The following is a 23,233-nucleotide window of genomic DNA, read 5'->3' on the forward strand; positions in this document are numbered from 1 at the left end:
AGGATATAAGAATGAGTACAGTAGCTGCGACACACGAGCATCACCATCCGACGGGTATTACGCGTTGGCTGTTTACCACCAACCATAAAGACATCGGTACCCTGTACCTGTGGTTCGCTTTCATCATGTTCCTGACCGGCGGCGCCATGGCCATGGTCATTCGTGCCGAGCTGTTCCAGCCGGGCATGCAGATTGTCGACCCCCACTTCTTCAATCAGATGACCACCATGCACGGCCTGATCATGGTCTTCGGGGCGGTTATGCCGGCGTTTGTCGGCCTGGCCAACTGGCAGATCCCGTTGATGATCGGCGCGCCGGATATGGCCCTGCCGCGCATGAACAACTGGTCCTTCTGGATTCTGCCGTTCGCCGGCACCATGCTGGTCAGTACCCTGTTCATGGAAGGCGGCGGCCCGGCCTTCGGCTGGACGTTCTATGCGCCATTGTCTACGACCTTTGCGCCGGCCAGCACGGACTTCTTTATCTTTGCGATTCACCTGCTGGGCTTCTCGTCCATCATGGGCGCGATTAATATCATCGCGACCATTTTGAACATGCGCGCGCCGGGTATGACACTGATGAAGATGCCGCTGTTCGTCTGGACCTGGCTGATCACCGCCTTCCTGCTGATTGCCGTTATGCCGGTACTGGCCGGTGCGGTGACCATGATGCTGACCGACCGCAACTTTGGCACCAGCTTCTTTGATGCCGCCGGCGGCGGTGATCCGGTTCTGTTCCAGCATGTGTTCTGGTTCTTCGGGCATCCCGAGGTTTACATCATGATTCTGCCGGCGTTTGGTGTGGTCTCACAGATTATCCCGACCTTCGCCCGCAAGCCCTTGTTCGGCTATGCCTCAATGGTATACGCCACCGCAGCGATTGCGTTTCTGTCTTTCATCGTCTGGGCGCACCATATGTTCACGGTGGGCATGCCGCTGGCGGGTGAACTCTACTTTATGTACGCCACGGTGATGATTGCGGTGCCGACCGCGGTCAAGGTATTCAACTGGGTCGCCACCATGTGGAAGGGCTCGATGACCTTCGAGGCACCGATGTTGTGGGCCATTGCCTTTGTCTTCCTGTTCACCATTGGCGGCTTTACCGGCCTGATGCTGGGTGTCGCCCCGGCTGACTTCCAGTACCACGATACCTACTTTGTGGTGGCGCATTTCCACTATGTACTGGTAACCGGTGCGGTCTTCGCCATTATCGCCGGCGTGTACTACTGGCTGCCGAAGTGGACCGGGAACATGTACAGCGAAACCCTGGCCCGGTGGCACTTCTGGCTGTCGGCTATTTCCGTGAATGTGCTGTTCTTCCCGATGCATTTTGTCGGCCTGGCCGGGATGCCGCGACGGATTCCGGACTATTCTCCGATGTTCGCCGAGTTCAACATGATGTCCTCGCTCGGCGGTTTCGTCTTCGGTGCCAGCCAGCTGTTGTTCCTGTATATCCTGATCAAGACCATTCGTGGCGGGGAAAAAGCCACCGACAAGGTCTGGGATGGCGCGGATGGCCTGGAATGGACGGTTCCCTCACCGGCGCCGTACCACACCTTCGAAACACCGCCGCAGGTTAAATGAGTCGAGACGGTAAGGCAGTGAAAACTGCCTTACCGTATGACCAAATAAGGTAGTAATGATGAGTAGTAACGTGGCAAGAGCGAAGGCAAAAAAATCGACAATTGCAATCCTGGTGTTGATCGCCCTGGGGTTTTATATCGCAATTTTTGCCAAATACTGGTAACCGATCATGGCGGGTAATAATAAGTCTGAAAAAAAACATGGTCGACTGATAAGTAAGCTGACTGTCGTTGTGTTTGCCATGTTCGGTTTCGGGTTTGCGCTGGTGCCTTTGTACAATATGGTTTGTGACGCCTTTGGTATTAACGGCCGTTTTCTTGAGATTCAGGATGGCAGCTACACGGCTGAAAAAGGCTCGATCAAAGGTCGGCAACTGGCCGCGAGGAAAGACCTGGATCGCACGGTAACAGTACAATTCACGACCACGTTAAATCAGAACATGGCCTGGGAGTTCAAAACCATGACCCGGACCATGAAGTTGCATCCCGGTGAAATAAAACAAGTTAAGTTTTATGCCAGGAACAAGACAGACCAGACCGTGGTGGCACAGGCGGTGCCAAGTCTGGCGCCGTCCCAGGCAGTAAAATATTTCACCAAGATGGAATGCTTCTGCTTCAACCAGCAGACTTTCCAACCGGGAGAGGCCAAAGAAATGCCATTGGTGTTTGTGGTGGATCCGGATCTGCCTAAAAACATCAGTACGATAACGCTGGGTTACACATTTTTTGATACTGATAAAAATGCCAGGCTGGAAGGTGACAACAAACGCATTGCGGTGGTTACTGAAAACAGTCTGACCTATTCGAACTAATAACAATCAGCACTATAAGCATAAAAGAGGGGTAGCCATGTCAAACGCACAAGGTAGCTATTATTTGCCCGAGCCGAGTCATTGGCCGATTGTCGGCTCGATCGGTCTGTTCACTATGCTGGCCGGTTTTGCCGGGTGGCTGCATGGTGGCACCAGCCTGTGGATGATCGCCGGTGCCATTATTGTCATCATGATGGTGTTTGGCTGGTTTGGCAAAGTCATTTCCGAAAGTGAAGGTGGACAATACAATGCGCAGGTGGATACCTCTTTCCGCATGGGGATGGCCTGGTTTATCTTTTCGGAAGTGATGTTTTTTGCTGCTTTTTTTGGCGCCCTGTTCTACGTACGGCAATGGGCAATACCCTGGCTGGACGGCGCAGGCAATAACGCGATGACAGGCGAATTGTTATGGCCAAACTTCCAGGCCGCCTGGCCTCTTATTGAGGTACCGAACCAGCAAGGTTTCGACAAGCCGAAGGAAGTTGTCGGTGCCTGGGGAATCCCGTTCTATAACACCATTATTCTGCTGACATCCGGCTTGACCGTCACTTGGGCGCACTGGGGTCTGAAGAAAAACAACCGTACACAACTGATTGGGGGTCTTTTCCTGACTGTGCTACTGGGGGCCGTGTTCATTTCACTGCAGGCCTGGGAATATGGTCATGCCTATAGTGATCTGAATCTGAAGCTGTCATCCGGTATTTATGGCTCGACTTTCTTTATGTTGACCGGTTTCCATGGTCTGCATGTAATGATTGGCGCCATCATGCTGCTGGTGATGTTGTTGAGGTCGATCAAGGGTCACTTTACCGCGAAGCACCACTTTGCTTTCGAGGCCGCGGCCTGGTACTGGCACTTTGTGGATGTGGTCTGGCTCGGCCTGTTTATTTTCGTATACTGGCTGTAACAGGCGATAACATGGCTATGGAAGGCGCCGCGATTGCGGCGCCTTTTTTTTGGTATCAAACAGATGCCGGTTATTTAGCCGAATAACGGCCGTAAATCACTGTAGCGGAAAAAATCCGACGCAAGAAAAAGTCAATTCACCGTGGCGTTATATCAGCGCGTGTGGTGAAATAAGGCCGAGCGAATAACCGATCATAATAAAGATAAGCAGACCGATAGACAGCGCGATTCGCAGGGTCAATGCCTTGACGGTACGCGTGGAGTCCTGGTTACCTTTGAGCATGGAAAACATGGCTGTGGCCAGGCTGAGTAATATCAGCACGAGGACAATGACGATCGCTGCTTTAAAAAGCATGGTTACCTCCGCTAACTGGTGAATAAAGTATACCCAAAATGTCGCGACGGGCATATGGACGGCGGGTGATAAAATGCAATTTGGCAATCGTGAATTCAGGCCGCGCCTCTGGCCGACGATCGCAACAATTATCCTGCTGCCGGTATTGCTGCGCCTGGGTTTCTGGCAACTGGACCGGGCGCAGGAAAAACGGGAAATTGAGCAGCGCTTCGCCGAGCAGCAAGCCCGGCCTGCCGTTGAACTATCCCGGCTCGTCCCGACAGATCAGATAGAATATCGACGGGTCAGAATCAGCGGCCAGTTTGACGATGATCGGCAAATATTGCTGGATAACCAGGTTCATCAAAAGCGGGCGGGTTATCACGTGCTGACACCGTTACGAATCGACGGTATGCAGCAATACATCCTGGTTAATCGCGGCTGGATCGATGGCCATTTACAACGTGACAAGCTGCCGAAGTTTACAACACCGAAGCAACAAATTGAATTGACGGGTCGCTTGAAACTGCCGTCAGACATCGGTCTGAAGCTGGGCGAACAAAGTTATACTGACGCAAGCTGGCCACTGGTGGTGCAATGGCTGGATATAAACGAACTCGAGGACCAAACAGGCCACAAGCTGTATCCGTATATATTGCAACTGGATGAAAATGAGCCACACGGGTTCGTCAGAGAGTGGAAGATTGTCAGTAGTTCACCCGAGAAGAGTACCAGTTATGCCGTGCAATGGTTTACCCTGGCGCTGGCGCTGTTTTTGATATTTATATTTGTCAACAGTAGAAAAATTGAACATGCAGAACACGAACGTAAGTGAGGCACAGCGAAACAAGGGTCGGCGGGAATTCCTGCTGCTTGTCGCGGTATTCTTTTTGCCGATTATTATTGTCCTGGTCCTGTATTTTAATCTGGATAAATGGGATATAGGTGGTGAACGCAACCATGGTGATCTGATTCAGCCGCCACGCCTGCTGACGGATGTTGCCCTGACTGATCAAGAAGGTGCGACTTTTCGTTTCTCCGATGTGCGTGATAAGTGGTTGATGATCCATTTTGGTGGTGCGAGCTGTAACCCGGAATGTGTCGAAGAGTTGTACCTGATGCGTCAGATTCGTCTGGCCCAGGGGGGCAACCGGCAGCGGCTTGTCCGTATTCATATCTCGACAGACGGTGCGCCACAAGAAAGCCTGCGTGGTGTCCTGGAAGACCATCCGGATTTGAAGATCGTCTATGCGGATGATGCCAACCTGCGGAAAGTAGTTGATCAATTTAAACACGATACCGGTTCGGGCCCGTCGCTACAGTCAATGTATCTGGTGGACCCACGGGGTTATCTGATGATGAGTTATCCCGAAGACTACGAACCAAAGGGCGCTATCCGGGATCTGGAACGTTTGCTGAAGTTTGCGCGATCAGGATAATAAACATGAACAAAGAAACACTGTTTGCCAGACTGGGTTTGATTGCCAGCGTGCTGGCCCTGTGTGTGGTGATATTGGGGGCCTATGTCCGCCTGTCGCATGCCGGGCTGGGCTGCCCGGATTGGCCGGGCTGTTATGGACACCTGGGTGTGCCGAAGAGCGAGCAGGATGTGCTGACGGCCAATGCGCTGTATCCCGAGCGTCCGGTCGAGGCGCACAAGGCCTGGAAGGAAATGGTACACCGCTATTTTGCCGGTATTCTGGGTCTGCTGGTATTTACTCTGGCCTTTATTGCCTGGCGCAATCGCCGTCATCCACAACAGGCACTCAAGTTGCCGTTGTTCCTGAGTGTGTTGATTATCTTCCAGGCTTTGCTCGGGATGTGGACGGTCACGATCAAGCTCAAACCCGTGATCGTCATGCTGCATTTAATGGGGGGGATGGCGACCCTGTCTTTGCTCTGGTGGATAACACTGCGGCATATGAACCTGTTTTCTCGATTACGTACTGGCATACAGGTCGGGCAATTGAAAAAACTGGCCCTGATCGCTCTGTTGATCGTGGTGGGGCAGATTATGCTGGGGGGCTGGACCAGTGCCAACTATGCCGCGTTGCATTGCACTGATTTTCCGACCTGCCAGGGCAAGTGGTGGCCGCAGACTGACTTTGGCGAAGCCTTTACTTTCTGGCACGGTATCGGGCCGGATTATGAAGGCGGGGTGATGAGCAACACCGCACGGGTCACGGTTCACTTCACCCATCGACTTGGCGCGCTGGTCACCTTTTTGTACCTGGGTGCGTTGGGATTGATGTTGTTGCTGGGCCGTTTTGGTGAAACTCTGCGGCCTGTGGGTTTGACCCTGTTGGCCGTATTGTTACTCCAGGTCAGCCTGGGAATTGCCAATGTCCTGCTGTCCCTGCCGCTGGCTGTGGCAGTGGCGCATAACGGCGTGGGTGCGTTATTGTTACTCACCCTGGTAACCCTGAACCACCTGGCATTCGAGCCGCGGAGAAGATGATGGGGGAGACCGTCAAACAGTCTGAAGTTCGCCCGGATATTTTCCGGTTATGGTGTGACTACTATACCCTGTGTAAACCCAAGGTCGTTGCGTTGATCGTATTCACGGCTATTGTGGGTATGTTTTTATCGGTGCCGGGGATGGTGCCCTGGCAGCCGCTGATCTTCGGTACCCTGGGCATTGGTCTGGCCGCGGCATCGGCGGCGGCGATCAATCAGATTGTGGATCAGAAGATCGATGCGCAGATGCAACGGACCTCAAAACGGCCCCTGCCCTCCGGCACGATTACCAACAAACAGGCACTGCTGTTCTCCGCCCTGCTTGGCATTGCCTCGATGGTGATCCTGATCTATCTGGTTAATCCGTTGACCGCGGTACTGACCCTGTTGTCGCTGATCGGGTATGCCTTTGTTTATACGATGTACCTGAAGCGCGCCACGCCGCAGAATATTGTGATCGGTGGCGCGGCCGGTGCCGCGCCGCCGGTACTGGGCTGGACGGCGGTAACCGGGCATATCCATCCCGACAGCCTGTTGCTGTTTTTGATCATCTATACCTGGACCCCGCCCCATTTCTGGGCTCTGGCGATTCATAAACGCGAGGAGTACGCCAGGGTCAATGTGCCGATGTTGCCGGTTACCCACGGGGTACAGTTCACCCGTCTGCATGTGCTGCTGTACACCATTATTATGTTTGGCGTGACGCTGTTGCCGTTTGCCACCCGGATGAGCGGCTGGCTCTATTTTATCGGGGCGCTTATCCTCGGCGGCATCTTTCTCTATTACGCCATTCGCATGCAGTCGGACAGGGATCCGAAAATCGCCATCAAAACGTTCGGCTATTCCATCCTCTATCTGATGTTGCTGTTCGCGCTGTTGCTGATAGACCACTACATTCCGTTACTGCTGGCGCTCTGGCAATAACCGCACAATAAGTAAGCTATAATCTGTCGACTTCGGCAGATCCCCTCCCCCGATTGGTGCTGAAGGGGATGGCGCGTCTATACTGGCCAGGTCATCGGCAGTTGCCTGTCGCTTTACAGATACTTTACAATATTCTTATATATCGATATTTCCGAGGGATTTTCTCAGGATTCCTGTGGCGGTGCAGGCGGAAAACTCCCTTATCATCACCTGATTCAACCTAGAACCAAGAGGCGTTATATGGCCCACTCAACTGCACAGGCTGCGGAACAATACAACTACGATATTGTTCGCAAGTTCACCATTATGACCATTGTCTGGGGTGTGCTGGGAATGTTCGCAGGTTTGTATATTGCCTCCGAACTGGCCTGGCCATTTCTGAATTTCGATATCCCGGAAATCACTTTTGGTCGTCTGCGTCCGGTGCACACGACACTGGTCATATTTGGCTTTGGGGGTAGTGCGCTGTTCGCCACCTCCTATTATGTGGTGCAACGGACCTGTCAGGCGCGCCTGTACAACGATGGTCTCGCCAATCTGACCTTCTGGGGCTGGCAGGCTTCCATCGCGCTGGCCGCGATCTCCTACATGTTCGGTTACACCCAGGCCCGGGAATACGCGGAAATGGTCTGGCCGATCGATCTGTTGATCGCCGTCACCTGGGTGGCCTATTTCTGGATCTATGTACAGACCCTGCGCCGCCGCAGCCAGCCGCACATTTATGTGGCCAACTGGTTCTTCATCGCCTTTATTCTGGCAACCGCCCTGTTACACATCTTTAACAACATGGCCGTCCCGGTCAGCATGTTCAGCCTCTCGTCTTACAGTCTGCATGCCGGTGTTCAGGATGCCATGACCCAGTGGTGGTATGGCCATAATGCCGTAGGGTTTTTCCTGACTGCGGCCTTCCTTGGCATGATGTATTACTTTGTGCCGAAGCAGGCCGGCCGTCCCGTCTATTCCTATCGACTGTCGATCATCCATTTCTGGGCCCTGATCTTCCTGTACATGTGGGTCGGTACCCATCATTTGCACTGGACCGCGATTCCCGACTGGACCTCCACACTGGCGGCCACCTTCTCCATCCTGCTGCTCATGCCGTCATGGGGCGGGATGATCAACGGGATCATGACCCTCTCCGGTGCCTGGGACAAACTGCGTACCGATCCGATCATTCGCTTTTTGATCGTGGCCCTGTCGTTCTACGGCATGTCGACCTTTGAAGGCCCGCTGATGTCGCTCAAGAGTGTTAACGCGCTGTCGCATTACACCGACTGGACTATCGGTCACGTACACTCCGGTGCGCTGGGCTGGGTTGCCATGATCACCTTCGGCTCGCTGTATCACCTGATCCCGCGCCTGTGGGAAACCAAAATGTACAGCGACCGCTTGATCTATCTGCACTTCTGGCTGGCGACCATCGGTATCGTGCTCTACATCAGCGCCATGTGGGTGGCCGGTATCGGCCAGGGCCTGCTGCTGCGCGCTTTTGATGAATACGGCAATCTGGCTTATACCTTTGTGGAATCCGTTGCCTTCCTGCACCAGCCATACGTATTCCGGGCCATTGGCGGCGCATTCTTTGTTGCCGGTATGATCCTGATGGCATTCAATGTCTACATGACCATCCGCAAGGCAAGTCGTGAAAGGGCTGAACTGGAAGCCAAGCTGGCCACGAAAATGGCCAAGGCCTAAAGAACAACAGGATTAGAGAAGAGCAATGAAACACGAAACTATAGAAACCAATGCCGGCTGGCTTATCGTCCTGACTCTGATCGTCATCAGTATCGGCGGTCTGGTCGAAATCGTTCCGCTATACATGATCGATGACACGATCGAAGAGGTAAAAGTTTCCGGCAAGGAAACCGTTCGGCCCTACACGCCACTGGAGCTGCGTGGTCGTGATTTGTATGTGCGGGAGGGATGCTATCTGTGTCATTCCCAGATGGTGCGCCCGTTTCGTGACGAGGCATTGCGCTACGGCCACTATTCCCTGGCCGCCGAATCGAAGTTCGATCACCCCTTCCAGTGGGGTTCCAAGCGGACCGGGCCCGATCTGGCGCGTGTTGGTGGAAAATACTCCAACGAATGGCATGTCCAGCATCTGGTTGCACCGCGTTCCGTGGTCCCTGAATCGATTATGCCGAATTACCCCTGGCTGCTGGAAAACAAGCTGAACTATAAGGATGTAGCCGACCGCATGCGGGCGCTGAAAGTCGTGGGTGTGCCTTATTCAGAAACCGAGGCAGAGTACCAGACCAATGTCGAACGTTTCGGCGAAGACGTCGCCAAACAGCTGGACATCAATGCCGCTACGGAAAACCTCGTCACCGAGGCCAACCAGGGTAACTACGACGGTAACCCGATGGTTGTCAGTGAGATGGATGCCCTCGTGGCCTATTTGCAGGTACTTGGCACCATGGTGGACTTCAGTGAGTTCGAGGACGGGCACTTTGTGCAGTACCGTTAAAGGGAAGCTGACCTGATATGTATGACTGGATAGAATCGATGGTGCATTCCGGGGGCGCAAAAACGTTCCTGTTGCTTCTTTTCTTCATTACGTTTGTGGGCATCATTTTGTATGTCTTTACAAACCGCAAGCGCAGTCGCCGTCTCGAGTCGTACAAGAATATTCCGTTTGAAGATGATGACGTAGGCCATCGCAAGGATACAGACAATGAGTAAAGATAAAAGCCAGAAGACAGTACAGACAACCGGTCATGCCTGGGACGGTGATCTGCAGGAGTTTAACAATCCGCTTCCGAACTGGTGGCTGTGGGCGTTCTATGCCACGGTTGTGTTTTCAATTATTTACTGGATTCTTTACCCCACATTACCCATTGGTGACGATTATACCAAGGGTGTGATGAACGACATCACCTATACCACCGAAGACGGCAAGACAGTCACCACGCACTGGAATACGCGTGCGCTGTTTGAAAAAGAAATGCAGGAAGCTCGCGAGGCACAGGCCAAATATGTTGAGCAGTTGAGTCAGGCTTCATACCAGGAGATTCAGGCCGATCCTGAGCAGAGTGGTTTCGCATTTTCCAGGGCCAAGGTATTGTTCGCGGACAACTGTGCCGCCTGTCATCAGACCGGAGGTAATGGCGTGATGGGCAAGTACCCGAACCTGATCGACGATGCCTGGCTGTGGGGTGGTTCGTTCGAACAGATCGAACATACCATTCGTGAAGGTCGCCAGGGCAATATGCCGGCCTTCAAGGGACAGCTCTCGCAGGATCAAATCAGCGATGTTTCGGCATATGTTCTGAGCCTTTCCGGCGATGACCTGGATGCCGGAGAAGTCGAACGCGGCAAGCAGGTATTCAATACCAATTGTGCGGTATGCCATGGTGACAATGCCACAGGCAAAACAGCGATGGGTTCAGCGAACCTCACCGACAGTATCTGGACCATTATCGATGTTCCGGGTGCCGCGGGCAATCAGGCGAAAAAAGAGACCGTGATGAAAATGGTACGTAATGGTGTATCGCGAGAAATGCCGGCCTGGAAAGAGCGCCTGTCGGATACCGAGATCAAGATTCTGACTTTCTATGTGCACGAAATGGGCGGCGGGAACTAGGCTCGATTGCCCGACTCGAAAACAACAAAAACAACCGGTGGGAGGGCGCGTTTGCAACAGGCGAACGTCCCTCCCTTTATTTATTTGGCATTACCCGTGGATGTCTGACACTAAATTGATGCAGGAATGACACAACCCGCTTACCAGGCCCGTATTCCAATCTATCCGCGTTCGGTCAAAGGACGCTTTCGCACGATTAAATACGCGATATTGACGCTGGCCTATGGCGTTTACTTTTTGCTGCCCTGGTTACGCTGGGCGCGCGAAAACGCACCGGACCAGGCGGTATTGTTCGATCTGGCCGGACGACGGTTTTATCTGTTTGATCTGGTGGTCTATGCCCAGGATATTTTCTGGCTGGCGGGGCTGCTGGTCATATTTGCGCTGTTGCTGTTTTTCGTCACCGGCGTTGCCGGGCGTGTCTTCTGCGGTTATTTCTGCTTCCAGACCCTGTGGACGGATGTTTATATTCTGATCGAACGGCTGGTGCAGGGCGAACGTAATGCCCGGATTAAACTGGCGAACGCGCCGTGGGGCATGGCCAAGTTTATCAAACTGGGAATGACGCATCTGCTGTGGCTGGCCATGGCGTTTGTCACCGGTTTGACGTTTACGCTCTACTGGGGCGATGCGCCGCAGCTGGCCGTGGATTTCTTCCAGGGGCAGGCGCCCTTCGCGGCGTATGCCACGACCCTGTTTCTGACCGCCACAACCTATGTGATGGCCGGTCTGGCGCGCGAGCAGGTCTGCACCTATATGTGCCCCTATGCCCGCTTCCAGGGCGTGATGTTCGATCGGGATACCCTGATTGTGGCCTACGATGAGCAACGCGGCGAGCGCGGGCAGGGTCGGCATAAACCGTCCAAAGATTACATGGAGCGCGAGGCGCGTATCGCCGACAAGGTAGGCGATTGTATCGATTGTGGCTATTGCGTGCAGGTCTGCCCGGTCGGTATCGATATTCGTAATGGCCTGCAATATCAGTGTATCTCCTGCGCCCTGTGTATCGATGCCTGCGATACCATCATGGACAGCATCGGTTATCCGCGCGGACTGATCCGCTATACCTCGCAAAACGCCCTGGAAGGGAAAAAGAGCAATCCCTTCAACCTGAAAAATCTGGGCTATGCGCTGGTGCTGATCGCCGCGGTCAGCCTGTTGGCCTGGGCCATCTCGCATCGGGACAAGGTTGAGCTGAGTGTGGCCCAGTTCCGTCAGCCGTTGTCCGTCACACTCTCCGACGGCCGGATTCAGAATCGTTACGAGATCAAGATCAACAACAAGACCAGCGACGCGATCCGTTACCGGATCAGTATTGAAGGACTCCCGCAGGCGGAACTGGACCTGGGGGGGAACAGTGAAGTCACGGTCAGCGCTGAACACAGTCTCAAGCTGATCGCCAAGGTGAACCGGCGGCCGCAAACAGCCGAGCAGGAACGCCGGTCGTTCGAGTTTGTGATTCGTCAGCTGGACAGTGACGATCCGCTCACGACCCGTCGTAATACCGTTTTCTATACACCGCTAACAGACTAAGGTCGCTGCCATGACAGATATTTTGTATTCCCTGCTCGGTGGCGTGATTGCCATTGCCATTGGTTTTGCCCTGCTGTACCGCTTCAGCCGGCTGGACGGCAAGATGGTGGCAGTGGTCGCGGCCTTGCTGGTGGTGGGTATCTATATGCCCACGGTCATCATTACCTGGCCGGGGGCCGATGTGTTTGCCATTCATATTGCCGTTTATCTGGTGACGGTCTATGTGCTGGGGATTATCAGCAGCCAACGCGATGCGCGCCGCGCGGATGGCGAAACCGGTCGCTGGTTTCACTGGGGACCGGCGGCGATCGTGATCTTTTTCATGGTCGTCATTGCCGTCAATTCCGTCTATATCCTGCTGGCGCAAAAAGGCCTGGACAGCGAGGCGACCCGCTGGCTGCTGCCCGAGCCGCACAGTGGCGGGGAGGTGAGTTCCCATTTTCCCGGTACCGTGGCGCGCGATTTTCGCAATGAGCAGGATGAATTCAACCAGTTTCAACAGCGCTTTGAGGAACAGCAGGAACGGGGCTGGCAGGTGCAAAAAGGCTGGCTGGGTGAGGCCCGGGCCGGGCAGGCGTCTGTCTTCAAGCTGCGGGTTCTTGAGCGGGATGGGACACCGATCAGTGACGCCGAGGTGCGGGGCCTCTTTTTGCGCCCGGGCGACAGCCGGCTGGATCAGGCGTTTGTCATGTCACCGCTGAGCGACGAGCCCGGCAGTTATCTGGCCGAACCGGTGTTGCCCGAAGGCGGGCGCTGGGAATTGCTGCTGCAGATACGCCGGGGTGAACAGCGCCATGAGATCAAGGCAAGCACCCGGATAGAGGCGGCGCGCTGAGCCGTTTGCGATGAGCGAGGAACATCACAGCTGTTTTCATTGCGGGCAGCCGGTTCCTCCAGGCAGCCATTACCAGGCTGTGATCGATGGCGAGGCCCGGCCCATGTGTTGTCCCGGCTGCGAGGCGGTGGCCAATGCCATTGTCGAGGCCGGCCTGGAAGACTTCTATCGCTATCGCACCGAAAATGCCCCCAACCCCGCGCAACTGGTGCCCGAGGCACTGAAGACGCTGGATCTCTACGATCGGCCCGAAGTGCAGCAACGCTTCGTCAGCGGTGAACCCGAGGAGCGCGAGGCCTCGCTGATTCTGGAAGGCATCACCTGCGCCGCCTGTGTCTGGCTCAATGAACGACACGTCGGCAACTTGCCCGGCGTGCTGGAATTTTCCGTCAATTACAGCACCCAGCGCGCCCGCGTGCGCTGGGACGAGCGACAGATTCAGCTCAGCGACATCCTCAGGGCGATCAGCGCCATCGGTTACCGCGCCCATCCTTACGATCCGCACCGTCAGGCCCAGGTCCAGCAGCGCGAGCGCGGCCGCGCCCTGCGGCGTCTGGCCATTGCCGGCCTGGGGATGATGCAGGTCATGATGCTGGCCGTGGCGCTGTATGCCGGCGAGGACCAGGGCATGAGCCGCGACATGATGCACTTCTTGCGCTGGGTCAGCCTGATTATCGCCACCCCGGTGGTGGTGTACGCCGGCTGGCCGTTCTACACCGCCGCCTGGCGGGATCTGCGCCAGCGTCAGCTGGGCATGGACGTGCCGGTAGCGCTGGCCGTGGGCGGCACCTACATCGCCAGTGCCATTGCCACCGTCACGCGCGGTGGCGAGGTCTATTTTGAATCGGCCACCATGTTTGTGTTTTTCCTGCTGTTGAGTCGCTATCTGGAGATGGGGGCACGCCAGCGCGCCAGCGCGGCGGTGGAAAATCTCGCCACGCTGCTACCGGCGCTGGCCACGCGGCTGAATGCGCAGGGAGAGGAGACCCAGGTCGGGGTCGCCGAACTGGTGCCCGGCGATCGGGTCCGCATCCGACCCGGTGAGACGGTACCGGCCGATGGCGAGGTGCTCAGCGGCACCTCGAGTGTGGACGAATCGTTGCTGACCGGGGAGAGCCTGCCCCGCCCGCGACAGGCCGGCGATGGCCTGATCGGCGGTGCCGTCAACGTGGAGAGTCCGCTGGAGATGCGGGTGACCCGGGTCGGACAGGATACCGTGCTCTCCGGTATTCAGCGGCTGCTGGATCGGGCCCAGAGTGAAAAACCGCGCATAGCCCGGCTGGCCCAGCGCGGCACCGGCCATTTCGTGTTGCTGGTCCTGTTGCTGGCCGCCGGCGCGGGGCTGATCTGGTGGCAGATCGACCCGGCCCGGGCCTTCTGGGTGGCCGTGGCGGTGCTGGTGGTCAGCTGTCCCTGTGCCCTGTCACTGGCCACGCCAGTGGCCATGACCGCCAGTACCGGTCAGTTGACCCGCCGCGGCGTGATTACCACGCGGGGCCACGCGCTGGAGACCCTGGCGCGCATGGATACGCTGATTTTCGACAAAACCGGGACCCTCACCGAGGGTCAGCTGTCGCTCGCCCGGGTCCGCCCGCTGGGCGAGCTGTCGGCGCCACGCGCGCTGGCACTGGCGGCGGCCCTGGAGCAGGGCTCGGAACACCCGCTGGCCCGGGCCATTCGCGCCGAAGCGGGGGCGCCGCCCTCCGTTGAACGGCTGCAGGCGACACCCGGTTGCGGGGTGAGCGGCGAGATCGACGGGGTGACCTACCGGGTAGGGACGCTGGCCTTTGTCAGCGAACTGAGCGGCATCGAGGGCGGCGCGGTACCCGCGGCGACGCCCGGCACGAGCCCGGTCTATCTGGGCTCGGGCGAGGGGATGCTGGCACTGCTGGAGCTGAGCGACCGGCTGCGTTGTGATGCGAAGGCGACCGTGGCCGGACTGCAGGAGCTGGGGATCGAGGTCCGGCTCTTTTCCGGCGATGACGCCGCCGCGGTGAGCCGGGTCGCCGAACAGCTGGGAATTCAACAGGCGCGGGGCGCCCTGCTGCCGGCGGACAAGCTGGCCGGTTTGCGGGAACTGCAGGAGCAGGGGCAGACCGTGGCGATGGTCGGCGACGGGGTCAATGATGCCCCGGTCCTCTCCCAGGCCCATGTCTCCATTGCCATGGCCAGCGGGGTGGAACTGGCCCGCAACAGCGCCGACATGATTTTGCAGTCCAACCGGCTGGGCCATTTGCTGGGGGCCGTCAAGCAGTCACGCGCCACGCTGCGCATCGTTCGCCAGAATATCGGCTGGGCACTGGGGTATAATCTGGTGGCCCTGCCGGTGGCGGCGGCCGGTTTCCTGACGCCCTGGCTTGCCGCGCTGGGCATGTCCCTGAGTTCGCTGCTGGTGGTACTCAATGCCCTGCGCCTGTTACGCGGGGAAAAGCCGGCGTCGGCACCGGATCGGGAAGCCGGGGTTTCACCGCTATCGCCGGTGGCGGATAATGAGGGGCGTCCCGGCTGATAAAGCCGGGAGTGGGAATTCAAGGAGACGTTATGGAGATCCTCTATCTGCTTATCCCCATCGCCGTGATCGTGCTGGCGGTGGCCATCGGGGCGCTGATCTGGGCGGTGCGCAGCGGGCAGTTCGAGGACCTGGAAGGCCCGGCCCACCGGATTTTGATGGATGATGACGATCCGCGGATTCCCAGTCGGCGCCGGGAAGACACCTCCGAAGAGGATAAGGACAGGTCGACTTGATGCGCCGTCCCGGGTTTATTAGAATTTACTTATTGAAGACGACGTTTTTTTGGAGAGCCCCATGAAAGAAATGTTCACGTTCCAGAATTTGCCCATGGTGATTGTGATTGTTCTGGTCGCCATTGCCTGGTTCAGTTTACTGTCCGTGATTATCGCCGGCTGAACCGTTGCCTGCCCGAAAAGTGCGCAGGCGCTTTTCGGGTCGGTTGTTCCCCTCTGCCTGTCACTTTTTCTGTCAAAAGTCCGTCAAACACTCAACTCTGTCGTCGCATTCGCCGATAACTGAATGAACCGCCGGGATTTTTCTCCGTGCGGGAGTCATTTCAAGATGGAGTCTCGGGTTTTTGGCATTTGTGCAACACTCACGCTGTTACGCTTTATTTCTTATGCTTCTGCTCTTATCGGGCGCTGCGCCCCTGTGGGCGGACGCGGCGCCGACGACCGATCTGCGTGTCCTGATCGATATCTCCGGCAGTATGAAGCAGACCGATCCCGACAACCTGCGTCGTCCGGCATTGAAGCTGCTCACCGGTCTGATGCCGGAGGGAACCCGCGCGGGCGTCTGGACGTTCGGACAGTACGTGAACATGGCCGTACCCTACGGGCGGGTTGACGCCGACTGGAAAGCGCGCGCCCGGCGTGAAGCGGACGCGCTCCATTCCCGCGGTCTGTATACCAACATCGAGGCCGCGCTGGAGAAGGCGGCGTTCAACTGGCAATCGCCGGATCCGGCCTATGATCGGCACCTGTTATTACTCACCGACGGCAAGGTGGATGTCAGTGATAAGCCGCGCGAGAGCGCGGCTTCCCGTCGGCGAATCCTGGAGGACCTGTTGCCGCGCCTGCAACGCGCCGGGGTCAAAATCCATACGCTCGGGCTCTCCGACGGCGTGGATCGGGAACTGCTGACGACACTTTCGGCCGCCAGCGGCGGCTGGTATGAAGAGGCCCGCGACAGCGAGGCGCTGCAACGACTGTTTCTGCGGCTGTTTGAAAAGGCGGTCACGGTGCAGACCCTGCCCCTGACGAACAACCGCTTTGTCGTCGATGACATGGTCGAGGATATTACCTTGCTGGTGTTTCGTGAAGATGGCGACCCATCTCTGAGTATCGTCACTCCCGAACAGCAATCCTGGCGCGAAACAGATCATCCTTCGTCGGCACGCTGGTATGGCGAACAGGCCTATGATCTGGTGACCATCGAACAGCCGCAAAGCGGTGAGTGGCAGCTGCAGACCCGCGAGGATCCCGATAACCGGGTCACGGTGCTGACCAATCTGCAACTGCAGGTGGATCCGTTGCCGGATCATCTGTTGCTTCAGGATCCGCTGAAGATAAATGCCTGGCTCAGTGACAAAGGGCAACGGCTCAACGATCAATCCTTCCTTGAACTGGTCGACTTCAGCCTGCATACCGATAATCCGCCGGATTCCGGGGTGTCGCGCTATGAACTGAACGATACCGACACCGACGGGGCTTACCAGCGCGATATGCAACAGGCTCTGGTAGTCGGTGAGCATACTCTGCGGGTGCGAGCCAGCAGCCCGACCTTCGAACGCGAGCAGGTCCATCATCTGCGCGTGTATGACGCGCCGCTGACCATCCGACTGGACGAGCAACCTGAGGGAGATTACCGACTTCAGATTAACCCGGTGACGGCCCTGTTCCAGCCCGACTCAATCCAGGTGGCGGTGCATAACAGCGCCGATATGCCGATCGAACTGACCCGCGAGGGCAATGCCTGGCAGGCCGAGGTGCCGGCGAGCTTGCGTGGCGAGAGCCTGAGCATTGAATTTCAGGCGACCCGCCAGGATGGACGTGATTTTGTCAGTCATGTGGAACGCCTGATAGGCCGTGCGCCGGCCAGCGCCCTGGCCAGCGAAGGGGACGACAGCCCGGCCTCAACCGCCGGCGGTCCACAAAGTGAACCGCAGACGCAAACGGAACTGGACTGGCGCTGGGTGATTGGCATGGTGGTCGTGACCAATTTGTTACTCATCCTGGGTGGTCTGGCGATCTATGTTTATTTGCGCAAGTTACGCCGTGATGTTCTGGCCTCCGAAGAGAAGGAGTTGGAACTATGAACGAGTTTCTGACCGGCTTGCTGGTGCTGACCAGTGAATTGAGCGCGGTATTGTTGCTGGGCGCCATTGTGCTGCTGGTGTGGATGATTCGCCGTCAGCGCAAGCACCGGCGGCTGGCCCTGGAGTTGATCCATCGCCTGCGCGAGTCGGAGCCCGAACGGCGGCAGAAACTCGTCGCGCTGCTTACCGAGCATCTTGAAATGAATGCCGAGCAGGCCGAGGCCCGGGCCCGGGCGATGCTCAAATGTGAAACCAGCCTCTACTCCCACGTGTTGCGCCTGTTCATGGGACGGGACCCGGAACAGCTGCTGCAGGTGGATCACGATGTCGAAAGGCTGGTCAGAAGCTACTATCATTTACTGGAAACCGAAGACGAGGGCGACGCCGAACGTGAATCGCTGCTCGTCAAGCTCAAGCGCGAAAACAAACAGCTGCGGGATGAGAAGGCAAGTTTGCAGAAAAACCTTGAGACCACCATGGAAACCATGGAGAACATGATGGACGAATACGCCTCCATGTATGAAGGCGGGCACAAGGAAGGCGAGCAACGGCTGAAAAACGAAATGTTCAAGTTGCAGCAGAAGATCAGCAAGGTGGTTTCCAGTGACAACGGTGAGGAACAGGGGCATGAAACGGATGACGAAGATGAAATACCAGAGCTGGACCCCGATACCGAGGAACCCAAACCAAATCAGTAATATCTCTGGTGGATAAGAAGCAATCCCTCGTGCGGGCTCCGCGATCACTTGTTTGGCAGAGGTGAACCATGAGCGGCAAATCACAGCCCCGGAATTCCATCAGCATGCACGACGGTATCGCCGTCTGGTGCGACTGTTGCTCCTGCGAGGCCGAACCCTACTGGCAGGCTGTGGCCGAAGAACTCGGCATCGACCTGGGAAGTGACTACGAAGCGGATGCTGCGTCTGACAGGCCGGTATCCACTTTTCGGCGCTCTGGAATAAAACGCAAAGATCGCAAAGACGCCAAGGACGCAGAGAAATAATTTTTACTTTGCGACCTCTGCGCCTTTGCGTTCTCCGCGTTACTTCCCAGGGCGTATGAGAGAAGCGAAAACAAAAAGGCCTCCGCATGGAGGCCTTTTAGTAGTTTGATGCTGGTCGCTCAATTTGGGTTCTGGTGACTAGCGCCTAGAAACTAGCCCCTTGACGTCAGGCGGACAACGCCCCGCGCAATTTCTTCATGGCGTTGCTTTCCAGCTGACGGATCCGTTCGGCCGAGATGTTGTAGGTATCGGCCAGATCATGCAGCGTGGATTTGTTGTCGCTCAACCAGCGCCGGGTGATGATGTCGCGGCTGCGATCGTCCAGCTTCTGCAGGGCGCCCAGCAGCTGTTGTTTGCTGTGCGCCTCCCACTGCTGGTCTTCCACCACCTGCGACGGCTCATGGCTCATGTCTTCCAGAAAGCCGACCGGTGAGAGGTTGGGTCGATCGTCGTCGTCGTCATCCGGCTGATCGAAGCCGACGTCCTGGCCGCTCATGCGCGACTCCATTTCACGCACATCCTTGGCGGAGACGCCCAGATCCTCGGCCACCGATTCGACCTCGTTCTGGTTGAACCAGCCCAGACGCTGCTTGGCGCTGCGCAGGTTGAAGAACAGTTTACGCTGCGCCTTGGTGGTGGCGACCTTGACGATGCGCCAGTTGCGCAGGATGTATTCGTGAATCTCGGCGCGGATCCAGTAGACCGCAAAAGAAACCAGGCGCACCCCCACGTTGGGGTCGAAGCGTTTGACCGCTTTCATCAGGCCGATGTTGCCCTCCTGGATCAGATCCGCCTGGGGCAGGCCGTAGCCGCTGTAACTGCGGGCAATGTGGACCACAAAGCGCAGATGCGAGAGCACCAGCTGTTGCGCGGCATCCAGATCCTGCTGTTCCTGCCAGCGTCGGGCCAGTGAGGTCTCTTCCTCCGCCGAAAGCATCGGAATACTGCGCGTTGCCTGGATATAGGATTCCAGGTTGCCGGTCGGGACGGCCAGTTGCAGTTCTAGACCCTTACTCATAATCTGTGTTTCCTCATTCATCATATTCACCAATACTAGCACTCGATAAGTTAGAGTGCCAAATACCTTATTAGTTCACTCTAATATATAGACTGAAATTGTCAAGATTACAAAGACTTGTGGAACACTATTGGCTGGAATAGTTCCATGGGGAGGCCTGCACGCCGTCGCTGGCGAACAGGCTGGCGCGGTTTCGGCCCTGCTCCTTGGAATGGTAGAGCGCCTGGTCGGCCTTGTTGAGGAAGTCGCTCAGGGGCAGATCGGGGTGGTCCTCGGTGCTGGCCAGCCCCAGGCTGATGGTGATATCGACCCCGGCCGGCTGCAGGTGCTCGATGTGGTGGCGCAGCTTTTCCGCCAGCTCGAACATGGCGTCGGCCTGGGTCTGTCGGACCAGCACGCAGAATTCTTCCCCGCCGAAACGCACGGCCATATCGTCCGGGAACCACTGATTGAGCGTCGCGCCCAGCTCGGCCAGCACGTGATCGCCGGTAATGTGGCCCAGGGTATCGTTGACCCGTTTGAAGTGATCGATGTCGATCAGCATAGCCCAGACCGGCTGCTGCGTGGTGTCCCGAATGAAGCTTTCACCGTTGTCCACCAGATAGCGTTTGCTGCGCACGCCGGTCAGGCTGTCGGTGGCGGCGATCCAGCGCATCGCCTCGGTCTGCTGCTTGAGCGCATCATACTGGTGCTTGATCAACAGCAGCGAGCGGACCCGGGCGATCAGCACCTCTTCGATCAGGGGCTTGCCGACAAAATCGTTGCCCCCGGCGTGGAACACCTCGACCTGTTTCTGTTTGTCGTCGGAGCCGGTCAGCACCAGCACCGGCAGCTCCTGCTGCGACAGGTGCAGGCGGGCGCGGATGGCGTGCAGCAGGTCACCGCCGGTCAACGCCCCTTCGAGGAAGAAATCGGTGATGACCATGTCGAACTCGCTGTCGGGATTGGGGTTGTCCAGCAGCACGATGGCCTGCTCGGCGTTGTCGGTCAGGGTGACCTTGAGGCCGTGTTTTTCGAGGATTTTCCGGGTCACCGCGGCGGCAGTGCGGCTGTCTTCCACGTACAGAACATGGCCGACCAGCCCGGTATTGCGCTGGATGAAGGATTTGATGAAGTCGCCAAAGGCCTTGTAACCGCTGGATTTGTCGAAATAATCGGTGACCCCGGCCTCGAAACCCTCGCGCAGCAGACGTTCATCGGCGTCGCCGGAGACCACGATGACCGGGGTGTAATGATGCTGCCTGGTGTCCCGTACCGCGCGGCTCAGCGCCAGGCCGTCCATGTCCGAAAGCAGCAGGGCAGTGGTAATCAGGTCGAAATGCGCCTGTTTGAGCAGTGCCAGCGCCTCGTTGCCCGATTCGCAGGTCACCACCTCGACGTGGTCCATCTCCTCGCGCAGGATGCGAGCGAGGATCGCCCGTGACACGGACGAGCCATCGACCACCAGGATTCGGGTCTGTATGTCTGACATTTTTGGGTATCGGATACAAATTACTGTACTGCTACAGGTATCGACCGTAACAGGGCAATCTGTAACAAATTTTCAGGTTATTTTGGGCTTCAGCCCGGCTCGATGTCACGCAGATGGCGGCCCACGGCGATCCACGAGCCCACCAGCCCCAGCGCGATCCCCGATAGCAGCAATATGGCCGTGGTCTGGATATTCAATCCGCTCAGGCTGAAACTGTTTTGATACAGGCCGGCCAGTTTTTCCACCGGGCCGCTCAGGATCCACAGGGACACCGTGATCAGCAGCCAGGCGATCAGGGCGCCGAACAGGCCATACCAGAAGCCGGTATACAGAAACGGACGGCGAATGAAGGCATCGGTGCCGCCGATCAGCTTGACGATCACAATCTCGTCGCGGCGGTTCTGGATGGCCAGGCGAATGGTGTTGCCCACCACCAGCAGCACCGCCAGGGCCAGCAGGCTGGCCAGCACATAGACCCCCTGGCGCAGGATATCCATGATGGCGTAGAGCCGCTTGACCCACTGCACATCGAGCCGGGCCAGATCCACGCGGGGGTTCTCGCGCAGCTCGGCCAGCAGCGTCTCGGTGGCGGCCGGGTTGCTGCGTTCGAGGGCCGGCAGGACCACCAGCACTGCCGGCAGGGGATTCTCCTGCAGGGCGTCCAGTGCCTCGCCGAAGCCCGACAGGCGCTGGAATTCGGCCAGCGCCTGCTCCGGGGAAATGTAGTTGACCTGGCGAACCCGGGGATGCTCCTCGAGCTGGCGGACCAGCCGACGTGCCTCCGCCTCGGGGGTGCCGCGTTGCAAAAACAGGGAAATCTGGCTCGTCTCGTCCCAGCCGCCACTGAGTTGCTGGGCGCTTTTGAGCACCACATGCAGGCCGGCGGGCAGGGCCAGGGCAATGCCGATGACCGCGGCGGTCATCAGCATCGAGGCCGGGCGGCGGCTGAGCTGGCCAAGGGTGTAGAAAAACACCTGGGCATGGCGCAGCAGGTGAATGCGCAGCCGGCCCGGCGGGCCGGGGCGGCGCGCTTCACTGCGCCGGGGTTTGGAGGACGGGGCAGGACGGTCGCGGCGCATGGGTTTACTCGCTCGGGTCACTGTCGGCGCTCAACCGGCCCTGTTCCAGGGTCAGGCGACGGTAGGGCAGGCTCGAGATCAGGGCCAGATCGTGGCTGGCTACCAGCACGGTGACCCCCACCTGGCTGAAGTCCTCGAAAATGCCCATGATCTCGGCGGAAAGCGTCGGGTCCAGGTTGCCGGTCGGCTCGTCGGCCAGCAGCAGGAGTGGTTTGTTGACTACCGCCCGGGCGATGCCGACCCGCTGCTGTTCACCGCCGGAGAGGGTGATCGGATAGGCCTTCTCCTTGTTGAGCAGGCCGACCTTGTCCAGCGCGGCGCGCACCCGCCGGCCGATCTCGCGCTGCGGCTGGCCGGCGATGATCAACGGCAGGGCCACATTGTCAAACACGGTGCGATCGAACAGCAGCTGATGGTCCTGGAAAATGATGCCGATGTTGCGCCGGAAATAGGGAATGCGGCGGCGGCCGACACGGGCCAGGTTCTGATTGTTGATCAGCACCTGGCCGCGGCTGGGCCGCTCCAGCAGCGCAATGAGCTTGAGCAGGGTGCTCTTGCCGGCGCCTGAATGGCCGGTTAAAAACGCCATCTGACCGGCCGGCATGTGAAAGCTCACATTGGTCAGCGCCTCATAGCCGCCGGGATAGCGTTTGCTGGCCGAGGTAAAGCGAATCATCAGCAATAAAAGGGACGAGGGACGAGGGGCGAGGGCCGAGGAAAGCGCGCACGCGGCCTGGCCAAAGCCGGTTTCAGTGGCTTCAGTGTCTTCGGTGGTTGGATCAGATTCACCCCGGATTCCCTTTTACCTGCCTGCTGTAAGCGTAACGCTTTGGTTCAGCCTGTTTGCCTGATGCGGTCACGAAA

General features: G+C 57.5%; 23 protein-coding genes. 18 read left to right on the top strand and 5 right to left on the bottom strand.

Features of this window, described 5'->3' with window-relative positions; genetic code table 11:
* Nucleotides 1-11 precede the first annotated feature (11 nt).
* From ctaD to U5K34_RS06875, 3 genes are all read left to right on the top strand, one after another.
* Entirely contained in the window at nt 12-1,583 is a 1,572-nt protein-coding gene (ctaD, locus tag U5K34_RS06865) for a cytochrome c oxidase subunit I (protein WP_322567709.1), read from the top strand.
* Nucleotides 1,584-1,752: 169 nt separating this feature from the next.
* Nucleotides 1,753-2,394, top strand: a complete 642-nt coding sequence (locus tag U5K34_RS06870) for a cytochrome c oxidase assembly protein (RefSeq protein ID WP_322567710.1) — start codon at nt 1,753-1,755, stop codon at nt 2,392-2,394.
* Between the two features lie 37 nt (nt 2,395-2,431).
* Complete coding sequence (locus tag U5K34_RS06875; RefSeq protein ID WP_322567711.1) at nt 2,432-3,301, top strand: cytochrome c oxidase subunit 3; 870 nt, start codon at nt 2,432-2,434, stop codon at nt 3,299-3,301.
* Between the two features lie 147 nt (nt 3,302-3,448).
* Here U5K34_RS06875 and U5K34_RS06880 read toward each other — a convergent pair whose 3' ends face one another.
* Complete coding sequence (locus U5K34_RS06880) at nt 3,449-3,655, bottom strand: twin transmembrane helix small protein (RefSeq protein ID WP_322567712.1); 207 nt, start codon at nt 3,653-3,655, stop codon at nt 3,449-3,451.
* Between the two features lie 73 nt (nt 3,656-3,728).
* On the opposite strand from U5K34_RS06880, the gene U5K34_RS06885 reads away from it, so the two are divergent.
* The 15 genes from U5K34_RS06885 (at nt 3,729) to U5K34_RS06950 (ending at nt 18,801) form a co-directional block, all read left to right on the top strand.
* Entirely contained in the window at nt 3,729-4,469 is a 741-nt protein-coding gene (locus U5K34_RS06885; protein WP_322567713.1) for an SURF1 family protein, read from the top strand.
* Nucleotides 4,447-5,073 (top strand): SCO family protein, encoded by a 627-nt coding sequence (locus tag U5K34_RS06890; protein ID WP_322567714.1) that lies wholly within the window; start codon nt 4,447-4,449, stop codon nt 5,071-5,073. The genes U5K34_RS06885 and U5K34_RS06890 overlap by 23 nt, the downstream gene beginning before the upstream one ends.
* A gap of 5 nt (nt 5,074-5,078) precedes the next feature.
* On the top strand, nt 5,079-6,092 hold the full coding sequence (locus U5K34_RS06895; RefSeq protein ID WP_322567715.1) for a COX15/CtaA family protein: 1,014 nt from the start codon (nt 5,079-5,081) through the stop codon (nt 6,090-6,092).
* Nucleotides 6,089-7,015, top strand: coding sequence for a heme o synthase (cyoE, locus tag U5K34_RS06900; RefSeq protein WP_322567716.1), 927 nt, complete (start codon nt 6,089-6,091; stop codon nt 7,013-7,015). The genes U5K34_RS06895 and cyoE overlap by 4 nt, the downstream gene beginning before the upstream one ends.
* A gap of 240 nt (nt 7,016-7,255) precedes the next feature.
* The gene (ccoN, locus tag U5K34_RS06905) at nt 7,256-8,710 is read left to right on the top strand and encodes a cytochrome-c oxidase, cbb3-type subunit I (RefSeq protein WP_322567717.1); all 1,455 of its coding nucleotides are present in this window, start codon (nt 7,256-7,258) and stop codon (nt 8,708-8,710) included.
* Nucleotides 8,711-8,735: 25 nt separating this feature from the next.
* Nucleotides 8,736-9,485, top strand: a complete 750-nt coding sequence (ccoO, locus tag U5K34_RS06910; protein ID WP_322567718.1) for a cytochrome-c oxidase, cbb3-type subunit II — start codon at nt 8,736-8,738, stop codon at nt 9,483-9,485.
* A gap of 38 nt (nt 9,486-9,523) precedes the next feature.
* Nucleotides 9,524-9,700, top strand: coding sequence for a cbb3-type cytochrome c oxidase subunit 3 (locus U5K34_RS16090; RefSeq protein WP_416224061.1), 177 nt, complete (start codon nt 9,524-9,526; stop codon nt 9,698-9,700).
* Nucleotides 9,693-10,601 (top strand): cytochrome-c oxidase, cbb3-type subunit III, encoded by a 909-nt coding sequence (gene ccoP, locus U5K34_RS06915; RefSeq protein ID WP_322567719.1) that lies wholly within the window; start codon nt 9,693-9,695, stop codon nt 10,599-10,601. The genes U5K34_RS16090 and ccoP overlap by 8 nt, the downstream gene beginning before the upstream one ends.
* 126 nt (nt 10,602-10,727) lie before the next feature.
* Nucleotides 10,728-12,134 carry a cytochrome c oxidase accessory protein CcoG gene (gene ccoG / locus U5K34_RS06920; RefSeq protein WP_322567720.1) on the top strand — a complete coding sequence of 469 codons (1,407 nt, stop codon included), beginning with the start codon at nt 10,728-10,730 and terminating at the stop codon, nt 12,132-12,134.
* 10 nt (nt 12,135-12,144) lie between these two features.
* Nucleotides 12,145-12,969, top strand: coding sequence for a FixH family protein (locus tag U5K34_RS06925; RefSeq protein WP_322567721.1), 825 nt, complete (start codon nt 12,145-12,147; stop codon nt 12,967-12,969).
* Between the two features lie 10 nt (nt 12,970-12,979).
* Entirely contained in the window at nt 12,980-15,478 is a 2,499-nt protein-coding gene (locus U5K34_RS06930) for a heavy metal translocating P-type ATPase (RefSeq protein WP_322567722.1), read from the top strand.
* A gap of 32 nt (nt 15,479-15,510) precedes the next feature.
* Entirely contained in the window at nt 15,511-15,714 is a 204-nt protein-coding gene (gene ccoS, locus U5K34_RS06935) for a cbb3-type cytochrome oxidase assembly protein CcoS (RefSeq protein ID WP_322567723.1), read from the top strand.
* Nucleotides 15,715-16,100: 386 nt separating this feature from the next.
* Nucleotides 16,101-17,798, top strand: a complete 1,698-nt coding sequence (locus U5K34_RS06940) for a vWA domain-containing protein (RefSeq protein ID WP_322567724.1) — start codon at nt 16,101-16,103, stop codon at nt 17,796-17,798.
* Nucleotides 17,795-18,496 (top strand): hypothetical protein, encoded by a 702-nt coding sequence (locus U5K34_RS06945; RefSeq protein WP_322567725.1) that lies wholly within the window; start codon nt 17,795-17,797, stop codon nt 18,494-18,496. The genes U5K34_RS06940 and U5K34_RS06945 overlap by 4 nt, the downstream gene beginning before the upstream one ends.
* A gap of 68 nt (nt 18,497-18,564) precedes the next feature.
* Entirely contained in the window at nt 18,565-18,801 is a 237-nt protein-coding gene (locus U5K34_RS06950; RefSeq protein WP_322567726.1) for a hypothetical protein, read from the top strand.
* Between the two features lie 166 nt (nt 18,802-18,967).
* Here U5K34_RS06950 and rpoH read toward each other — a convergent pair whose 3' ends face one another.
* The 4 genes from rpoH to ftsE form a co-directional block, all read right to left on the bottom strand.
* Nucleotides 18,968-19,819: an RNA polymerase sigma factor RpoH gene (rpoH, locus tag U5K34_RS06955; protein ID WP_322567727.1), complete on the bottom strand. Its 852-nt coding sequence runs from the start codon at nt 19,817-19,819 to the stop codon at nt 18,968-18,970.
* Between the two features lie 127 nt (nt 19,820-19,946).
* Nucleotides 19,947-21,290 (bottom strand): response regulator, encoded by a 1,344-nt coding sequence (locus U5K34_RS06960; RefSeq protein ID WP_322567728.1) that lies wholly within the window; start codon nt 21,288-21,290, stop codon nt 19,947-19,949.
* An 89-nt stretch (nt 21,291-21,379) separates the two neighbouring features.
* The gene (gene ftsX / locus U5K34_RS06965) at nt 21,380-22,369 is read right to left on the bottom strand and encodes a permease-like cell division protein FtsX (protein ID WP_322567729.1); all 990 of its coding nucleotides are present in this window, start codon (nt 22,367-22,369) and stop codon (nt 21,380-21,382) included.
* 4 nt (nt 22,370-22,373) lie between these two features.
* On the bottom strand, nt 22,374-23,045 hold the full coding sequence (gene ftsE, locus U5K34_RS06970; protein ID WP_322567730.1) for a cell division ATP-binding protein FtsE: 672 nt from the start codon (nt 23,043-23,045) through the stop codon (nt 22,374-22,376).
* Nucleotides 23,046-23,233: the final 188 nt, after the last annotated feature.

The organism is Thiohalophilus sp., assembly GCF_034521165.1.
Lineage (GTDB): Bacteria > Pseudomonadota > Gammaproteobacteria > UBA6429 > Thiohalophilaceae > Thiohalophilus.

Excerpts from the sequence above, each read along its gene's own strand:
- ftsX (WP_322567729.1), bottom strand. The coding sequence starts at position 22,369 with ATGCGCCGCGACCGTCCTGCCCCGTCCTCCAAACCCCGGCGCAGTGAA.
- U5K34_RS06925 (WP_322567721.1), top strand. The coding sequence starts at position 12,145 with ATGACAGATATTTTGTATTCCCTGCTCGGTGGCGTGATTGCCATTGCC.
- ctaD (WP_322567709.1), top strand. The coding sequence starts at position 12 with ATGAGTACAGTAGCTGCGACACACGAGCATCACCATCCGACGGGTATT.
- U5K34_RS06940 (WP_322567724.1), top strand. The coding sequence starts at position 16,101 with ATGCTTCTGCTCTTATCGGGCGCTGCGCCCCTGTGGGCGGACGCGGCG.
- U5K34_RS06875 (WP_322567711.1), top strand. The coding sequence starts at position 2,432 with ATGTCAAACGCACAAGGTAGCTATTATTTGCCCGAGCCGAGTCATTGG.
- ccoG (WP_322567720.1), top strand. The coding sequence starts at position 10,728 with ATGACACAACCCGCTTACCAGGCCCGTATTCCAATCTATCCGCGTTCG.
- ccoO (WP_322567718.1), top strand. The coding sequence starts at position 8,736 with ATGAAACACGAAACTATAGAAACCAATGCCGGCTGGCTTATCGTCCTG.
- ccoN (WP_322567717.1), top strand. The coding sequence starts at position 7,256 with ATGGCCCACTCAACTGCACAGGCTGCGGAACAATACAACTACGATATT.
- U5K34_RS06880 (WP_322567712.1), bottom strand. The coding sequence starts at position 3,655 with ATGCTTTTTAAAGCAGCGATCGTCATTGTCCTCGTGCTGATATTACTC.
- U5K34_RS06890 (WP_322567714.1), top strand. The coding sequence starts at position 4,447 with ATGCAGAACACGAACGTAAGTGAGGCACAGCGAAACAAGGGTCGGCGG.
- U5K34_RS06885 (WP_322567713.1), top strand. The coding sequence starts at position 3,729 with ATGCAATTTGGCAATCGTGAATTCAGGCCGCGCCTCTGGCCGACGATC.
- rpoH (WP_322567727.1), bottom strand. The coding sequence starts at position 19,819 with ATGAGTAAGGGTCTAGAACTGCAACTGGCCGTCCCGACCGGCAACCTG.
- U5K34_RS06960 (WP_322567728.1), bottom strand. The coding sequence starts at position 21,290 with ATGTCAGACATACAGACCCGAATCCTGGTGGTCGATGGCTCGTCCGTG.
- U5K34_RS06945 (WP_322567725.1), top strand. The coding sequence starts at position 17,795 with ATGAACGAGTTTCTGACCGGCTTGCTGGTGCTGACCAGTGAATTGAGC.
- U5K34_RS06870 (WP_322567710.1), top strand. The coding sequence starts at position 1,753 with ATGGCGGGTAATAATAAGTCTGAAAAAAAACATGGTCGACTGATAAGT.
- cyoE (WP_322567716.1), top strand. The coding sequence starts at position 6,089 with ATGATGGGGGAGACCGTCAAACAGTCTGAAGTTCGCCCGGATATTTTC.
- ccoP (WP_322567719.1), top strand. The coding sequence starts at position 9,693 with ATGAGTAAAGATAAAAGCCAGAAGACAGTACAGACAACCGGTCATGCC.
- U5K34_RS06895 (WP_322567715.1), top strand. The coding sequence starts at position 5,079 with ATGAACAAAGAAACACTGTTTGCCAGACTGGGTTTGATTGCCAGCGTG.
- U5K34_RS16090 (WP_416224061.1), top strand. The coding sequence starts at position 9,524 with ATGGTGCATTCCGGGGGCGCAAAAACGTTCCTGTTGCTTCTTTTCTTC.
- ccoS (WP_322567723.1), top strand. The coding sequence starts at position 15,511 with ATGGAGATCCTCTATCTGCTTATCCCCATCGCCGTGATCGTGCTGGCG.
- ftsE (WP_322567730.1), bottom strand. The coding sequence starts at position 23,045 with ATGATTCGCTTTACCTCGGCCAGCAAACGCTATCCCGGCGGCTATGAG.
- U5K34_RS06950 (WP_322567726.1), top strand. The coding sequence starts at position 18,565 with ATGAGCGGCAAATCACAGCCCCGGAATTCCATCAGCATGCACGACGGT.
- U5K34_RS06930 (WP_322567722.1), top strand. The coding sequence starts at position 12,980 with ATGAGCGAGGAACATCACAGCTGTTTTCATTGCGGGCAGCCGGTTCCT.